Origin of the sequence: Cedecea davisae (assembly GCF_044095835.1) — a bacterium.
Taxonomy (GTDB): domain Bacteria; phylum Pseudomonadota; class Gammaproteobacteria; order Enterobacterales; family Enterobacteriaceae; genus Cedecea; species Cedecea davisae.
In genome coordinates this window covers 881,253-893,473 of sequence record NZ_CP172054.1, presented here as the reverse complement: position 1 = coordinate 893,473, position 12,221 = coordinate 881,253, and the positions used below count along the sequence as shown (strand labels likewise).

15 protein-coding genes are annotated in these 12,221 nt (G+C 52.8%); 12 read left to right on the top strand and 3 right to left on the bottom strand.

What is annotated here, in order from left to right; translation table 11 throughout:
- The first annotated feature begins 21 nt into the window (after positions 1–21).
- The 5 genes from ACG1VR_RS04770 (at position 22) to ACG1VR_RS04750 (ending at position 1,641) form a co-directional block, all read left to right on the top strand.
- Positions 22–531, top strand: a complete 510-nt coding sequence (locus tag ACG1VR_RS04770; protein ID WP_395490347.1) for a phage regulatory CII family protein — start codon at positions 22–24, stop codon at positions 529–531.
- 7 nt (positions 532–538) lie between these two features.
- Complete coding sequence (locus ACG1VR_RS04765; RefSeq protein ID WP_395490346.1) at positions 539–736, top strand: phage filamentation protein Fil family protein; 198 nt, start codon at positions 539–541, stop codon at positions 734–736.
- A 62-nt stretch (positions 737–798) separates the two neighbouring features.
- Entirely contained in the window at positions 799–1,116 is a 318-nt protein-coding gene (locus ACG1VR_RS04760; RefSeq protein ID WP_395490345.1) for a hypothetical protein, read from the top strand.
- Positions 1,117–1,186: 70 nt separating this feature from the next.
- Positions 1,187–1,414 (top strand): DUF2732 family protein, encoded by a 228-nt coding sequence (locus ACG1VR_RS04755; protein WP_395490344.1) that lies wholly within the window; start codon positions 1,187–1,189, stop codon positions 1,412–1,414.
- Positions 1,414–1,641, top strand: coding sequence for a TraR/DksA family transcriptional regulator (locus ACG1VR_RS04750; protein ID WP_395490343.1), 228 nt, complete (start codon positions 1,414–1,416; stop codon positions 1,639–1,641). The genes ACG1VR_RS04755 and ACG1VR_RS04750 overlap by 1 nt, the downstream gene beginning before the upstream one ends.
- A gap of 21 nt (positions 1,642–1,662) precedes the next feature.
- Here ACG1VR_RS04750 and ACG1VR_RS04745 read toward each other — a convergent pair whose 3' ends face one another.
- Positions 1,663–2,256 carry a hypothetical protein gene (locus tag ACG1VR_RS04745; RefSeq protein ID WP_395490342.1) on the bottom strand — a complete coding sequence of 198 codons (594 nt, stop codon included), beginning with the start codon at positions 2,254–2,256 and terminating at the stop codon, positions 1,663–1,665.
- On the opposite strand from ACG1VR_RS04745, the gene ACG1VR_RS04740 reads away from it, so the two are divergent.
- From ACG1VR_RS04740 to ACG1VR_RS04725, 4 genes are all read left to right on the top strand, one after another.
- Positions 2,243–4,513 carry a replication endonuclease gene (locus ACG1VR_RS04740; RefSeq protein WP_395490341.1) on the top strand — a complete coding sequence of 757 codons (2,271 nt, stop codon included), beginning with the start codon at positions 2,243–2,245 and terminating at the stop codon, positions 4,511–4,513. The genes ACG1VR_RS04745 and ACG1VR_RS04740 overlap by 14 nt on opposite strands.
- A gap of 110 nt (positions 4,514–4,623) precedes the next feature.
- The gene (locus ACG1VR_RS04735; protein ID WP_395490340.1) at positions 4,624–4,812 is read left to right on the top strand and encodes a hypothetical protein; all 189 of its coding nucleotides are present in this window, start codon (positions 4,624–4,626) and stop codon (positions 4,810–4,812) included.
- Between the two features lie 261 nt (positions 4,813–5,073).
- Positions 5,074–5,619: a hypothetical protein gene (locus ACG1VR_RS04730; protein WP_395490339.1), complete on the top strand. Its 546-nt coding sequence runs from the start codon at positions 5,074–5,076 to the stop codon at positions 5,617–5,619.
- Positions 5,620–5,706: 87 nt separating this feature from the next.
- A complete protein-coding gene (locus tag ACG1VR_RS04725) occupies positions 5,707–5,889 on the top strand; it encodes a hypothetical protein (protein WP_395490338.1) in 183 nt (60 codons plus the stop codon).
- A 405-nt stretch (positions 5,890–6,294) separates the two neighbouring features.
- Here ACG1VR_RS04725 and ACG1VR_RS04720 read toward each other — a convergent pair whose 3' ends face one another.
- Complete coding sequence (locus ACG1VR_RS04720; protein WP_395490337.1) at positions 6,295–7,326, bottom strand: phage portal protein; 1,032 nt, start codon at positions 7,324–7,326, stop codon at positions 6,295–6,297.
- Positions 7,326–9,095 (bottom strand): terminase ATPase subunit family protein, encoded by a 1,770-nt coding sequence (locus ACG1VR_RS04715; RefSeq protein ID WP_395490336.1) that lies wholly within the window; start codon positions 9,093–9,095, stop codon positions 7,326–7,328. Before ACG1VR_RS04715 ends, ACG1VR_RS04720 begins: the two co-directional genes overlap by 1 nt.
- A 165-nt stretch (positions 9,096–9,260) precedes the next feature.
- Here ACG1VR_RS04715 and ACG1VR_RS04710 point away from each other — a divergent pair, with 165 nt between their 5' ends.
- From ACG1VR_RS04710 to ACG1VR_RS04700, 3 genes are all read left to right on the top strand, one after another.
- Positions 9,261–10,124 carry a GPO family capsid scaffolding protein gene (locus tag ACG1VR_RS04710; protein WP_395490335.1) on the top strand — a complete coding sequence of 288 codons (864 nt, stop codon included), beginning with the start codon at positions 9,261–9,263 and terminating at the stop codon, positions 10,122–10,124.
- A gap of 62 nt (positions 10,125–10,186) precedes the next feature.
- Positions 10,187–11,359 carry a phage major capsid protein, P2 family gene (locus ACG1VR_RS04705; protein WP_395490334.1) on the top strand — a complete coding sequence of 391 codons (1,173 nt, stop codon included), beginning with the start codon at positions 10,187–10,189 and terminating at the stop codon, positions 11,357–11,359.
- Positions 11,360–11,362: 3 nt separating this feature from the next.
- Complete coding sequence (locus ACG1VR_RS04700; protein WP_395490333.1) at positions 11,363–12,127, top strand: terminase endonuclease subunit; 765 nt, start codon at positions 11,363–11,365, stop codon at positions 12,125–12,127.
- Positions 12,128–12,221: the final 94 nt, after the last annotated feature.

Below are 12,221 nucleotides of genomic sequence, written 5' to 3'. Positions count from 1 at the left end.
TAAGATAGCGAGGAAAAGCGCATGTTTGATTTTCAAGTTTCCAAACATCCCCACTACGACGAAGCGTGCCGGGCTTTCGCGCAGCGTCACAACATGGCGAAACTCTCAGAGCGCGCGGGGATGAATGTTCAAACGTTACGTAACAAGCTCAACCCGGAACAACCTCACCAGCTCACACCGCCTGAATTGTGGTTGCTGACTGACCTGACCGAAGACTCGACTCTCGTCGATGGTTTTCTGGCTCAGATCCATTGTCTGCCTTGCGTGCCGGTTAACGAACTGGCGAAAGACAAATTGCAGTCTTATGTCATGCACGCAATGAGCAAACTCGGCGAGTTGGCCAGCGGCGCAGTGTCAACGGAACGACTTACCCCTGCACGTAAAAACTCAATGGTCGAGAGCATTAATTCGGGTATCCGAATGCTGTCTCTTTCTGCAATGGCTTTACAGGCTCGCTTGCAGACTAACCCTGCCATGTCGAGCGTGCTCGATAGCGTGAGCGGTATCAGCGCATCGTTTGGGCTTATTTGAGGTGACTATGCTGAGGAATGAGCCGTCATTTGCTTCACTGCTGAAAAACCAAAGCCCCTCTATGCACTTCGGGCATGGTTGGATATCCGGGAAAGATGGTAAGCGCTGGCACCCAAGCCGCGACCAGTCTGCATTGTTAAATGGTCTTTGCGCTAAAAAGCCGTCTTTGTTAACCAGGCTGATTAAATGTTGGGGGATTAAATGAAAAGTGCTGTGCTCTCTTCATCCATTCCGGCAGCAAAAAAAGAATTTTACAATGTGTACTTTATGCACACTCGTATTGATGAGCCGTTAAAAATGACCGGCGACGAATGTCTCGCGCGTTTTCGCCAGCAATTAAAGGCGACGAGCAACTCCGCGCAGCGTAATTTTAATAAGCTGGACGACAATTTTAAATTCGTTGTCCTGACTCTGGCGAACCGTAAAGAGCCAGCGGCGTTTAAATCGGACGAAATCGGCAAGCCGTTTGAGTATTTCGACAAGTCACGTCGTTTTCTCATTATTGACTCAATGAATGAAATAACGCGCTGGGGAAATATATTACCGCGCCGCTTTTCGAAGCACGATATTTATCTGGCTGATTAATTAACCACTCTCAAAAACAAAGGCGTAAACCCGCCGGGCATTCTTTTGCCTAAATTCAGGAGAAGCATAAATGCGAAATATTCAGGTTAGTGCATTTCAAGTTGATAACGATGCGCTGGGCGCAATGTTGAGCAAAGCCAAAAACGAGGAACGCAAAGCGCGCGCCGCTGCGGTTTCTTTGCGTCTTGAGGCGCTGGCAATTCACATCACAAATACCGGCATGGATGGCAAAGAAGCTGCTGACCTGCTGCGCCGCGAAGCTATTCGATTTGAAAACGAATCGCAGGAGCTCCACTGATGGCCGACGCAATGGACGGAGTGCAGGAGCGCGAGCAGGCTGAGCGCGAGCGCCACATCAATCAGGCTCGCAGCCGTACCACGGCACCTTCTCGATTTACCTGTGAAGAGTGTGAGGCACCAATCCCGGAAGCGCGCCGTGCTGTGCTTCCGGGCGTTGAGCTTTGTGTGACCTGCAAAGAGCTTAAAGAACTTAAACAGAAACATTATCAGGGGAACGCTGTATGAGTGCTAAATCTAACAACCTATTTAACCTAATGGCGCGTATTTTGGATAAAGCCCGTCGAAGCACTCCGGTGTTCTTGCCGCATCAGCGCGCCACATCCATACAGGATAAATATCCCCCGAAAGAATCGAAGCTAAAAATTTTGAAAAAACTACGGGAACAGCAAAAAGCTCCGTCGCCATCGGCAAGTGTCGGGGATTTCCAGAGCGATAAAACTCAACAGCCTGGCGAGTACAACGAGCAGACACATGAATATCTGTCGATAGTTCTGCCCAAGTCTGCCAGTCATCCAGTGGAGATACTGGGGTATCCAAATAACGTTGATTTAAAATTTGTAAGGCGAGCCGAACATGTGTTGACCATTCTTCGCGTGGTTTCCAGTCATGTGGACAATTCCATTCCATTTTCCGACCTAGCTCGCGCCGACCAGCTACTGAAAGAGGTAGCCGGTCTGTTATGCGACATTGAGTCTCACCAAGAAAAGCATCGCAAATGCCCAGCATGTCGGATGCAGAAATGAACTTCATTGGTTCTTTTGTGGCTTCAAAAGCCGTCATCTGAGTAATCAAATCGACATAGCGTCGCTGGGTGGGATCTTCTTCAGTGAATAAAGACATAGACACTCCTGTCATAAAAAAGGCTGCGAAAGAGATTCATTATGCCTATGCATGGAATGTTCCAAAACCAGCAATCGCCAGTCCTTATCTTACCTACGCAGAAGAGTATCGCCGCAATCGTATGTTTGCGGCGTTGTTGCATGCAAGAAAATCTCTGGCACTTCTGCCTGAGTGCGTGCGCTTTGATGTTTACCGCACCGCTGCCGTGCTGGAGCGTGAGCAGGGAAGCCCGCGAGCTAATGCCTTTTTAATCAGTTTTTGCAAAAAGGCATTGTCCCGCATTGAGCTTGTTACTCAAAAATACCAGGTGACCGGTATTAATGCCGATGTTTCCAGTGCTGCGTTTGGCGGTCAATTCGATACCGATATTATTCGCTATACCGCATCACGCCTGGTCAACATGGTAAGCCGGTATAATCGCCTGCCGGATATGTCTCGTGCTGACATTGACCTGCTCGCCGCTGATATTGCGAACTTTACCCGCTCTGAGTTAGCAAATATTGATGACTCAGGTTTCGGTGAGCTTAAAACCCTTTTCACCTGGTACACCCGCGCTGGATTAATTGCTATGCAGTTCAATGTTACCCCTCCGCATTGGGAGCGAGTGGCAAAGAAATGCGTGGATCAGGATGACATTGCCCCGGCAGTCATCAAAATGTTTACCGAAACGTGGTGGCGTAGCCGCCTGCGCCGTGTTGCTGCCTCCTGGCGTGAGCACCTGCAAATCGCAGTCGGTAGCGTGAGCAAGAAAAAGCACGCTTATGCGAGTAAAAACTGCGTGACTGACTGGCGAGAACAAAAGCGCCGCACCCGCGAATTTCTCAAAGGGCTTGAGCTTGAGGACGAGGACGGCAACCGCATCAGCCTGATTGAAAAATATGATGGTTCTGTTGCTAACCCGGCCATTCGACGTTGTGAGCTAATGACCCGCATTCGTGGGTTTGAAAATATATGCAATGAGCTCGGCTACGTCGGCGAGTTCTACACCATCACCGCCCCATCGAAATATCACGCAACAACCAAAGCTGGCTACCGTAACACCAAATGGAAGGGTGCCAGCCCGGCAGACACTCAAAGTTATTTAACAGGCCTGTGGGCTCGCATTCGCGCCAAGCTGCACCGGGAAGAAATTCGCATATTCGGCATCCGTGTGGCCGAGCCACATCACGATGCAACTCCTCACTGGCATATGCTCATGTTTATGTTGCCAGGGGATGTTGAGCGTGTTCGCGGCATCATCCGGGATTACGCCTGGCAGGAGGATTCTGGCGAGCTGAAAAGCGACAAAGCCAGAAAGGCACGTTTCCACGCCGAGGCAATCGACCCGGAGAAAGGCAGCGCTACAGGCTATATCGCTAAATACATTTCTAAAAACATTGATGGCTATGCGCTGGATGATGAGAAGGACGATGAAAGCGGCGAGTTGCTCAAAGAAACGGCACCCGCTGTTTCAGCCTGGGCGGCGCGCTGGCATATCCGTCAATTTCAGTTTATCGGTGGTGCGCCGGTGACGGTTTATCGTGAGCTGCGTCGCCTGGCTGACACTGATGCTGCTCACGGACTGAGTGTTGAATTTGCTGCTGTACATGATGCTGCCGACGCCGGGGATTGGGCGGGTTACGTCAATGCTCAGGGTGGTCCATTTGTACGTCGTGACGATTTGCAGGTGCGCGCACTGTATGAGGCGCGCGAAGACCTGAATCAATACGGAGAGGAAACCGTCTGTATTCGTGGCGTCTATGACGTTGCTATCGGTTCTGATACTTCAATTTTAACCCGCCTTACACAATGGAAGATTGTCCCAAAACGCGCCGCTGATTTGGCCGTTGAATTGGATTTTGATGTTAAGGGCGCTCCTGCGCCCTCTCGGAGTTCTGTCAATAACTGTACGGGGGGCGATAGCGAGCCGCCAGAGCTAGATTTATCAAAACCGCTAAGTCGCAGTGAAAGACGGCGGCTAACGAACCGGCTTAGGGATAAAAAAACAGTATCGAGGCAGCAATTTGACCCGGGAACGGAAAAACAGGCCGCAGCGATAACGCGAACCATTGAAGAAATACACCTGGTAACTGGCGTAACCATCAGCCACGGCGAAGCCCTACACCTGATGGCCGGTGGTCGGTGGCGTTATGGAGATAAATGGTGTCGAGGTTCTGCGGGCGGGGAAGTGTTCTCGGCTGCATCACCTTACGAAGTGAAAAGTAAGGATATTCTATCGCGCGCCTCAAGGCTGGCTCAGACCCAGAGCGAAGCGTAAAAATTAATCTGCGTCAAATCATGCACATACAAAGAGTTATTTTCACTTTCAATTTTTAATGAAGCCGTGCTACTGTATAAACATACAGTTATATTTTGAAAGGAGTTTCTATGGTTGGGGAACAATTCAGCCAAACTCAGCATAAGCTGGCCTGCGTGCAATTCATCGCAGAGATTTCACTAATAGCGAACTGCAAACCGGCAGACCTTAAGCTTGCTTTAAGTCTTATCGCCGATCTCGCCAGCGGAACTGCTGAAGAAAAAATAAAGGACAATGCTATTTATTACGAGGTTAGATAACGCCGGATTGATGTGAGAGCTATGAGTTCAGCTATCCAGGAAATTTTTGGTGTATGGAGCAATTACGATTGATTACATACAGACACACCATCTTCCTTTCAAATGAAGACCAGGAGGCGTAACTTCCTTCGTTAATAACCTCAAAAATCCGTGATGGGCTTGAAACTTTAGAGCTGACTACCAATATTGGTATTAACGGATTATAGAATTTATCCGAAAATGATTTTAGAGTAGCTCCACTTTTCAGCCACACACGGAGATGTGAACTTGAATTTAGAGCAGATTGCTAGTCTAACCCTCAGCAATCTTCAAATGCTACTCGAGAGTGTGAAGGTGCCGTTAGCAGTCGGTCCCATCAGCGAAGAAGATTATTTCATTTTAACAACTGGCTATACCGAGTTAGAGTGGGATTTCGGATTTTCACGCTACGGAAACCGTTCGGACAAATTTGAGTTTTGTCTGAAGCTGCTCACAGAACCACGAAAACATATTCCAGCGGGTGCGGCGTTGTGTGTTTATGATGAAGATGCTGATATCTTGCAGATTCATCTCGTTGAGTCGTTTGTTCGAGATGATACCGGGCACCCATTGAGTGGTAACATGTTCATATTTACATTGTTTGCAGCTTACCTTTTTGGCGCAGCCGCAGGATGTAAGACAGTAGAAATCCACGACACCCTGAACGAAAAAGTTGCTGATTATTATAGAAAATACGGTTTTTCAGGTGATATAGAGTTGCTTTCCGCATCATTTGCTACACTTTCTGGTGTTGTGAAGACTTACATTGATAGAATGAAAAACCAGTAGATAAAATTTTGCGCAGTGATAAGATGCTGCGCCTACCATCCCAATAATACACCGGATGCTGAGGTTAGAACCTCTAAGAGGATTATTATGACAATGACGCAGAGTGACAAGAAAGCTCAGAAACACTATCAAGTGGCTGACGTTTTCACCCGTATGGGCGTCGCAATGGAAGAATTACTTCAAGCGGCTCCCCTCATGATCCAGGAAGGGAAGTTTGAAGGAAATGAACTTCATGGTAAGCAGCGAGCAAAGCATCAAGCCGCCGCTTAACCCCCCCTCCTGCGTGTTGCAAGAAGCCCGATTAATCGGGCTTTTTTTATTTTCGGCTCAAGGCAATTTCTCGTCCATAATTCAGCGCCTGCATTACCTGCATGTTTTTGCATGCACGTCTGAATTATCTCCGAGGCCATCCGCGCCAGCCCTGGCGCGCCTCCGGCCTGTTCATGCAACTGCATTAAAAGCGCCCACTAAAGCGGGCAGGCGTGGCGGGGAAAGCATTGCGCGCTGAGACTGGTATTTTATTATTATTTTTCGGCCTGAGCGCGGCGCTATGGCGTTGGGTTGGGTGCGGATGAGTTGTGAGGTGCTGCTGATTTGTGGCGGCGTGTCGTGCGTCTGAGGCGGTCTGAGTGTGGGGTGTGAAAAAGCCGCCCGAAGGCGGCTGTGGTGGATGGTTTAGTCCTCATCAAGTGAGTATTTTTTGAATCTGATTATTTCCTCCCCCGCCCACTCGTTAAGTTCCATAAATCGCGCCTGTAACGGGGACAGTTCGTTACGCACAAAGACCTTTGCCACTTTCTCAATATCGCCCATCGAGCCGATATTCTCGGGCTTGCCGCCCATAAGCTGGAAGGGAATGCGGTGCGCATCGAGCAGGTCGGCGGCGCTCGCCTTTTTGATATTGAAAAAATCGTCTTTGGTTGCCACCTCACTGAGCGGCACGATTTTAATGCCGTCCGGCTTTCCATTCGGGGCATAGAAAAACAGATTTTTAAAGTTGCCGAGCCCTTTCGAGTCACGCATTGATTTTCGAAGTGCCTCAACATCGGTGCTGCTCTGCGCGGCGTCGGTCACATACATGATGTAACCGGCGTGTGCGCCGTTCTGATAATACTTGCGACGGAACAGCGTCGCCGACTCATTCAGCCAGGCCGAATTTAATGCGCTGAGATATTCCGGCATCCCGTAAAGCTCCTGATTAATATCGGGCTCCATCAGGTGAAACACTGAACCAGCGGCGTACTGGTGAGGCTTATTAAAATCCTGCAAAAACCAGTAAGTATCCTGTTCCACGCCGCGCCGGGTATATTTGGCCGGTGACGTCTCAAAGCGCAGCGCCTTGTTGCTCAGACTCTGCCTTTTTTCCAGAAAGCCATTGCCGAACACCAGAAAATCCAGCGCCAGGCGGCTAAAGTCCTGACTGGATAGCTTCGGGTGTGGGATGTAGGTCGACACCAGAATATTACGCTTAACGTAAATCGGTGAGCTGTGATGTACGGCAGCGCGCATCGTTTTCGCCAGCCCGGAGAAGCTCACCGGCGGCTCGTACCATTTCCCGTTATGGGCGCATTCCAGGTAGTCGAAAATTTCCCGGCGATCCAGTACCGGCGTTGGCTCGCCGAAGGTAAACGCCTCCATGTTCTGGGAAGGGGCGGCGGTATGCTGTTGCGTTGTTGTTGAGGGCTTACGCTTATTTCGTTTGCTCATCAGTAAAATTCCAGAATTGAGGATGACGACTGGCCGCTGGCGGCGGTCAGTGGCTCGTTGATTAATACGTGCATGGTTGCCCAGGCTAAATCGGCGTGGCTCGCTTCTTCGGTGCGGCTGGCCTCGTAGGTGGAACTGCGCCCGCTGCTGGTCATGGTTTTGCGGATGGACATAAACGACTGCGTGATATCGGTCGCGCCAACGTCGTATTCCAGGCAGCCACGGCGGATGGTGTCTTTTGCTTTGAGCACCATTGCGGTTTTCATTTCCGGGGTGTAGCGAATCTCTCGCGCTGCCGGATAGAACGAGCGAACGAGCTGGTAAACACCCTGGCCGAGGCCGGTGGCGTCGATGCCGATGTATTCCACATTATATTTTTGCGTGAGCGCGCGGATTGATTCGGCCTGCGTGGCAAAGTCCATGCCTTTCCACTGGTGACGCTCAAGAATGCGGAACTTGCCCCCGGCGACAACCGGCGGGGCGATGACCACGCAACCGGCGCTATCCCCGCGCAGTGACGGGTCGTAGCCAATCCACACAACACGGTGACCGAATGGCCGGTCGGCGTAAGGCTCGACGTCCTCCCACTCTTCCATGCTGTCGACCATGCAGCGTTGCAGCTCCTCAAACGGAAACACCGAGGCTTTATCGTCGACAAATTCGCACATAAACAGGTTGCGGAAGTCGTCTGCGCTGTTCTCCTGTTTGAGTGTGTCCAGGTCAAACAGGGTGCAGCCCCCGGCAAGTGCGTCCTCGATAGTGACAATCTGCCGCCACTGACCATCGGCGCAGGCGACACCCCGCGCTAACGCTGTGTGGCTGATATCAATCTCGACGCGCTCGCTTGCACTGGCGCGCCCGCGGTTAAACAGCTCGCCCGACCAGAACGGATAAGCGCCGTGGCCAAGAGAGGATGGTGTCGAAAAGTAGGTTGTGCGCAGGTGTTTTTGCGAGGCCATGCCCGAAGCGACTTTGCGCAGCCGCTGGAAATTCGGTATCCAGAAAATCTCATCGACATATAAATCGCCGTTATGGCTCTGCGCGGTGTTGGAATTGGTGCCGAGGAAAATCAGTTTTGCGCCATTATTGCCAATCACTACCGGGTCGCCGGTCAGGTCGACTTCGACCAGGCGCGCAAACTGAACGATGTATTCGCGGAACACATACGCCTGCGTCTTGCTGGCAGAAAGGAAAATTTGATTGTTCCCGGTTTTGAGCGCGCGCAGCAGTGCCTCGCGCGCAAAGTAGAACGTCGCGCCTATCTGGCGGGATTTGAGAATGTCGCGAATGCGGTGCGCCAGGCCAGCTCTGTACCATTCGAGTTGATACTCGAAAGACTGGTCGAGAAAAAGTTCTTCCAGCTTCTCAATCGCTTCATCGCTGAAATAGTTCTTCTTCGGTTGCTTGCGATCCCCCTTATTCCTGTTCGCTACCTTCGGATTTAAGTCGGCCTCGTTCCCTGTCTGGCCGTAGCGGTTTACGCGCGCCAGTCGCTCCATTTGTCGCGCAAGAAAATCGGCGACCTTGAAGTCGTGCGCGGTCAGGTCGGGCTTGGCGTAAAGCTGAATCAGCCGCGCTTCAAGCGTGCTTTCGACCCGGTTTAATGGCGCGGTTTCCTCCCACTGGTCGCGCTGCTTCCAGCTCTGCACCGTGGGGCGTTTGGTTTTCAGCATCTCCGCGATTTGCGGCACGGAGAACCCTTGCCAGTACAAGAGAGCCGCCTGTCGTCGTGGGTCGCTGAGGATAGATGTGTCGGTCGTGATGGTCATGAATGCCTCGCCGTTGTTGATACAGTGCAAGGCTAAAGAAACGGGTGGGCTTATTCGCTAAGCCCCTGTTGTGTCAGGCGTTGCACTTCCGTAACGGGTGGCTGGCGTGGGTCGGAGTCGGGAAACTAAGCCCGAACCCATCAACCACAATCAGGACTCCTGAACATGGCTAAGAAAGTCTCTAAGTTTTTCCGTATTGCTGTAGAGGGCGATACCTGCGACGGCCGCGACCTCAGCGCCGTTGATATCCAGCAGATGGCCGACACTTTTGACCCGCGCGTTTATGGCTGCCGTATCAATCTGGAACACATTCGTGGCTATTTGCCGGATAGCGACTTTAAGCGCTACGGCGACGTGGTGGAGCTGAAAGCCGAAACCATCGACGACGATTCCGCGCTCAACGGCAAGCTGGCGCTGTACGGCAAAATTGCCCCGCTCGATACCCTGATTGAGATGGTTGGCAAAGGCCAGAAGGTTTACACCTCCATCGAGATCCAGCCGAACTTTGCCAACACCGGTAAATGCTATCTGGTCGGCCTGGCCGTGACCGACGACCCGGCAAGCCTGGGCACTGAGTACCTCCAGTTCTGCCGTAAGGCCGAGCACAACCCACTCAAACGCTTCAAAGCCAGCCCGGACAACCTTTTCTCTGTCGCCACTCTGGCCGAAATGGAGTTTGAAGAGGTGCCGGAAACCCTGCTCAACAAAATCACCGACACGGTGAAAGGCATTTTCAGCCGCAAACAGGCCAGCGACGACGCGCGTTTTAACGACGTGCATGAGGCAGTGACCGTCATTGCCGAACAGGTGCAGCAGACCGGCGACGATGCTGCCGCGCGATTCAGCAAGCTGGAGGCTGAAATCACCGGACTTAAAAAGACCGTGACCGAGCAGGCCACCGAAACCAGCCAGCAATTCAGCGCCCTGACGAACACCCTGGACAACACCGAGAGCAAGACGCAGAAGCGCCGCAAATTAAGCACCGGCGGCGGCGGTGACAGCGTGGCCGAAGTGCTGACCGACTGTTAATTAGCGCCTTTAAATCAACGTTGATTCAGAACCAAACATATTTAAAACAGGAATAAAGACCCATGCGTAAAGAGACCCGTTTCCAGTTCAACAAGTTCCTGAGTCGCATTGCCGAATTAAACGGCCTGAGCGTGAGCGACCTCGGCAATAAATTCACCGTCGAGCCGTCGGTGACGCAAACCCTTTTCGATAAAGTGCAGCAGTCATCCTCATTCCTGACGCTGATTAATATGGTTGTGGTGCGCGAGCTGACCGAGGAGAAAGTCGGCATTGATGTGAATGGCTCTATTGCCAGCACCGCAGACACCGACAACGGCGTTGAGCGCAAGACCGCAGATTTTTCAAAGCTCGATGCTTACCGCTATTTCTGCAAGCCGGTTAACTTCGACTACAACCTGAAATACACAAAACTCGACCTGTGGGCGCGCTATCAGGATTTCCAGATCCGCATTCGTGACGCCATCATCAAGCGCCAGGCGCTGGACTACATCACTATCGGTTTTAACGGTGTGACCCGCGCGCCAACCTCTGACCGCAAGCAAAACCCGCTGCTTCAGGATGTGGCTGTAGGCTGGCTGGAAAAGTACCGCACCGACGCGCCAGAGCGCGTGATGAGCAAGGTGGTCGACGAGGATGGGAAGGTTATCTCCGACACGATCAAAGTCGGTAAAGGCGGCCATTACGCTAACCTGGACGCGCTGGTCATGGATGGTCACGAATCCCTGATTGATGAAATTCACCGCGAAAACCCGGAGCTGGTTGTCATCTGTGGCCGCCGCATTCTGACAGACAAGTATTTCCCGATGATTAATAAGTTCCAGCCGAACAGCGAGGCGCTGGCCGGGGAGCTGATTATCAGTCAGAAAACTATCGGCCAGCTCCAGGCGGTGCGCGCGCCGTTCTTCCCGGCTAATGCGGTGTTTATCACCACGCTGGATAACATCTCCATCTACCTCTACGAAGACGGCCACCGCCGCCACATCGTGGAAAACCCGAAACTCGACCAGGTGGAAAACTACGAGCAGGTGAAAGTTGATTTCGTTATTGAGGACTACGCCGCCGGTTGCCTGATTGAAAACATCGAGATCCTCGACCCGGAAGAGCCAGGTACTGCCGAGCAGACCAGCGCCAGCGTGTTTGCGGCTGAAATGGTGAAGGCCATGCAGCAACTGACCGCTCCGGCACCGCAGTCCGCGCCGTTTGCTGACACCGAAGCCGACCAGAAGGACGCCTAAGCCATGATGAGCCCCGCACGACGTCACGCGATGCGGGTCTCGGCCAGCCAGGCAGCGCAGCGGGAAAACGCCCCGCTGCGCCACGCCACCCCTTACGAGCAAATGCTCGTCAAGCTGGCCGCAGACCGTCGGACACTAAAAGGCATCCATTCCAAAGAGGCTAAGGCCGCGAAAAAGGCCGAGTTGCTGCCGTTTTATCTGCCCTGGGTGACGGGTGTGCTGGAGAGCGGCACCGGCGCGCAGGACGACATTTTAATGACCGTCATGCTCTGGCGTCTCGATGCCGGTCAACTGGCTGGCGCGCTGGAAATTGCCCGCTACGCGCTGCGCTACAACCTTGCGACCCCGGACGGCCATGCGCGCACCGCGCCGTACATGCTCGCAGAAGAATTTGCCCTGTCTGCGCTGCGCGCCCGTGACGGCGGCCAGCCTGTTGACGTGTCGCTGCTGCTCGGCGTGCTGGAGCTTGTCCGGGAGGCCGATATGCCGGATGAGGTGAAAGCCCGTCTGCACAAGGTTATCGGGCTGACGCTGCGTGATGCCGGAAACCCTGCCGCCGCGCTTGAGCACCTGAGTCGTGCGGTGCAGCTCGACCGCTACGCCGGTGTACGCAAAGACATTGAGAACCTGACACGTTTGCTCAATCCCAAACCGGCTACGCCGAAAAAACCGGCAGCGGCTAAGGCTCCGGCCAGCAAGACCCCGGCGAAAAAACCAGATTCAGCGGTGAAACGAGGGCGAGGACGCCCGAAGAAAGTCACCGCATAACCGAAAGCGCCCCGCGCCGGGCGGCACGCTGGTCAAAGTCGGTGTTTCACCGAATCGGCGACCGGCGCCCACCGCCCACCTATTACAGAGGTTG

Excerpts from the sequence above, each read along its gene's own strand:
- ACG1VR_RS04770 (WP_395490347.1), top strand. The coding sequence starts at position 22 with ATGTTTGATTTTCAAGTTTCCAAACATCCCCACTACGACGAAGCGTGC.
- ACG1VR_RS04765 (WP_395490346.1), top strand. The coding sequence starts at position 539 with ATGCTGAGGAATGAGCCGTCATTTGCTTCACTGCTGAAAAACCAAAGC.
- ACG1VR_RS04760 (WP_395490345.1), top strand. The coding sequence starts at position 799 with ATGCACACTCGTATTGATGAGCCGTTAAAAATGACCGGCGACGAATGT.
- ACG1VR_RS04755 (WP_395490344.1), top strand. The coding sequence starts at position 1,187 with ATGCGAAATATTCAGGTTAGTGCATTTCAAGTTGATAACGATGCGCTG.
- ACG1VR_RS04750 (WP_395490343.1), top strand. The coding sequence starts at position 1,414 with ATGGCCGACGCAATGGACGGAGTGCAGGAGCGCGAGCAGGCTGAGCGC.
- ACG1VR_RS04745 (WP_395490342.1), bottom strand. The coding sequence starts at position 2,256 with ATGTCTTTATTCACTGAAGAAGATCCCACCCAGCGACGCTATGTCGAT.
- ACG1VR_RS04735 (WP_395490340.1), top strand. The coding sequence starts at position 4,624 with ATGGTTGGGGAACAATTCAGCCAAACTCAGCATAAGCTGGCCTGCGTG.
- ACG1VR_RS04725 (WP_395490338.1), top strand. The coding sequence starts at position 5,707 with ATGACAATGACGCAGAGTGACAAGAAAGCTCAGAAACACTATCAAGTG.
- ACG1VR_RS04720 (WP_395490337.1), bottom strand. The coding sequence starts at position 7,326 with ATGAGCAAACGAAATAAGCGTAAGCCCTCAACAACAACGCAACAGCAT.
- ACG1VR_RS04715 (WP_395490336.1), bottom strand. The coding sequence starts at position 9,095 with ATGACCATCACGACCGACACATCTATCCTCAGCGACCCACGACGACAG.
- ACG1VR_RS04710 (WP_395490335.1), top strand. The coding sequence starts at position 9,261 with ATGGCTAAGAAAGTCTCTAAGTTTTTCCGTATTGCTGTAGAGGGCGAT.
- ACG1VR_RS04705 (WP_395490334.1), top strand. The coding sequence starts at position 10,187 with ATGCGTAAAGAGACCCGTTTCCAGTTCAACAAGTTCCTGAGTCGCATT.
- ACG1VR_RS04700 (WP_395490333.1), top strand. The coding sequence starts at position 11,363 with ATGATGAGCCCCGCACGACGTCACGCGATGCGGGTCTCGGCCAGCCAG.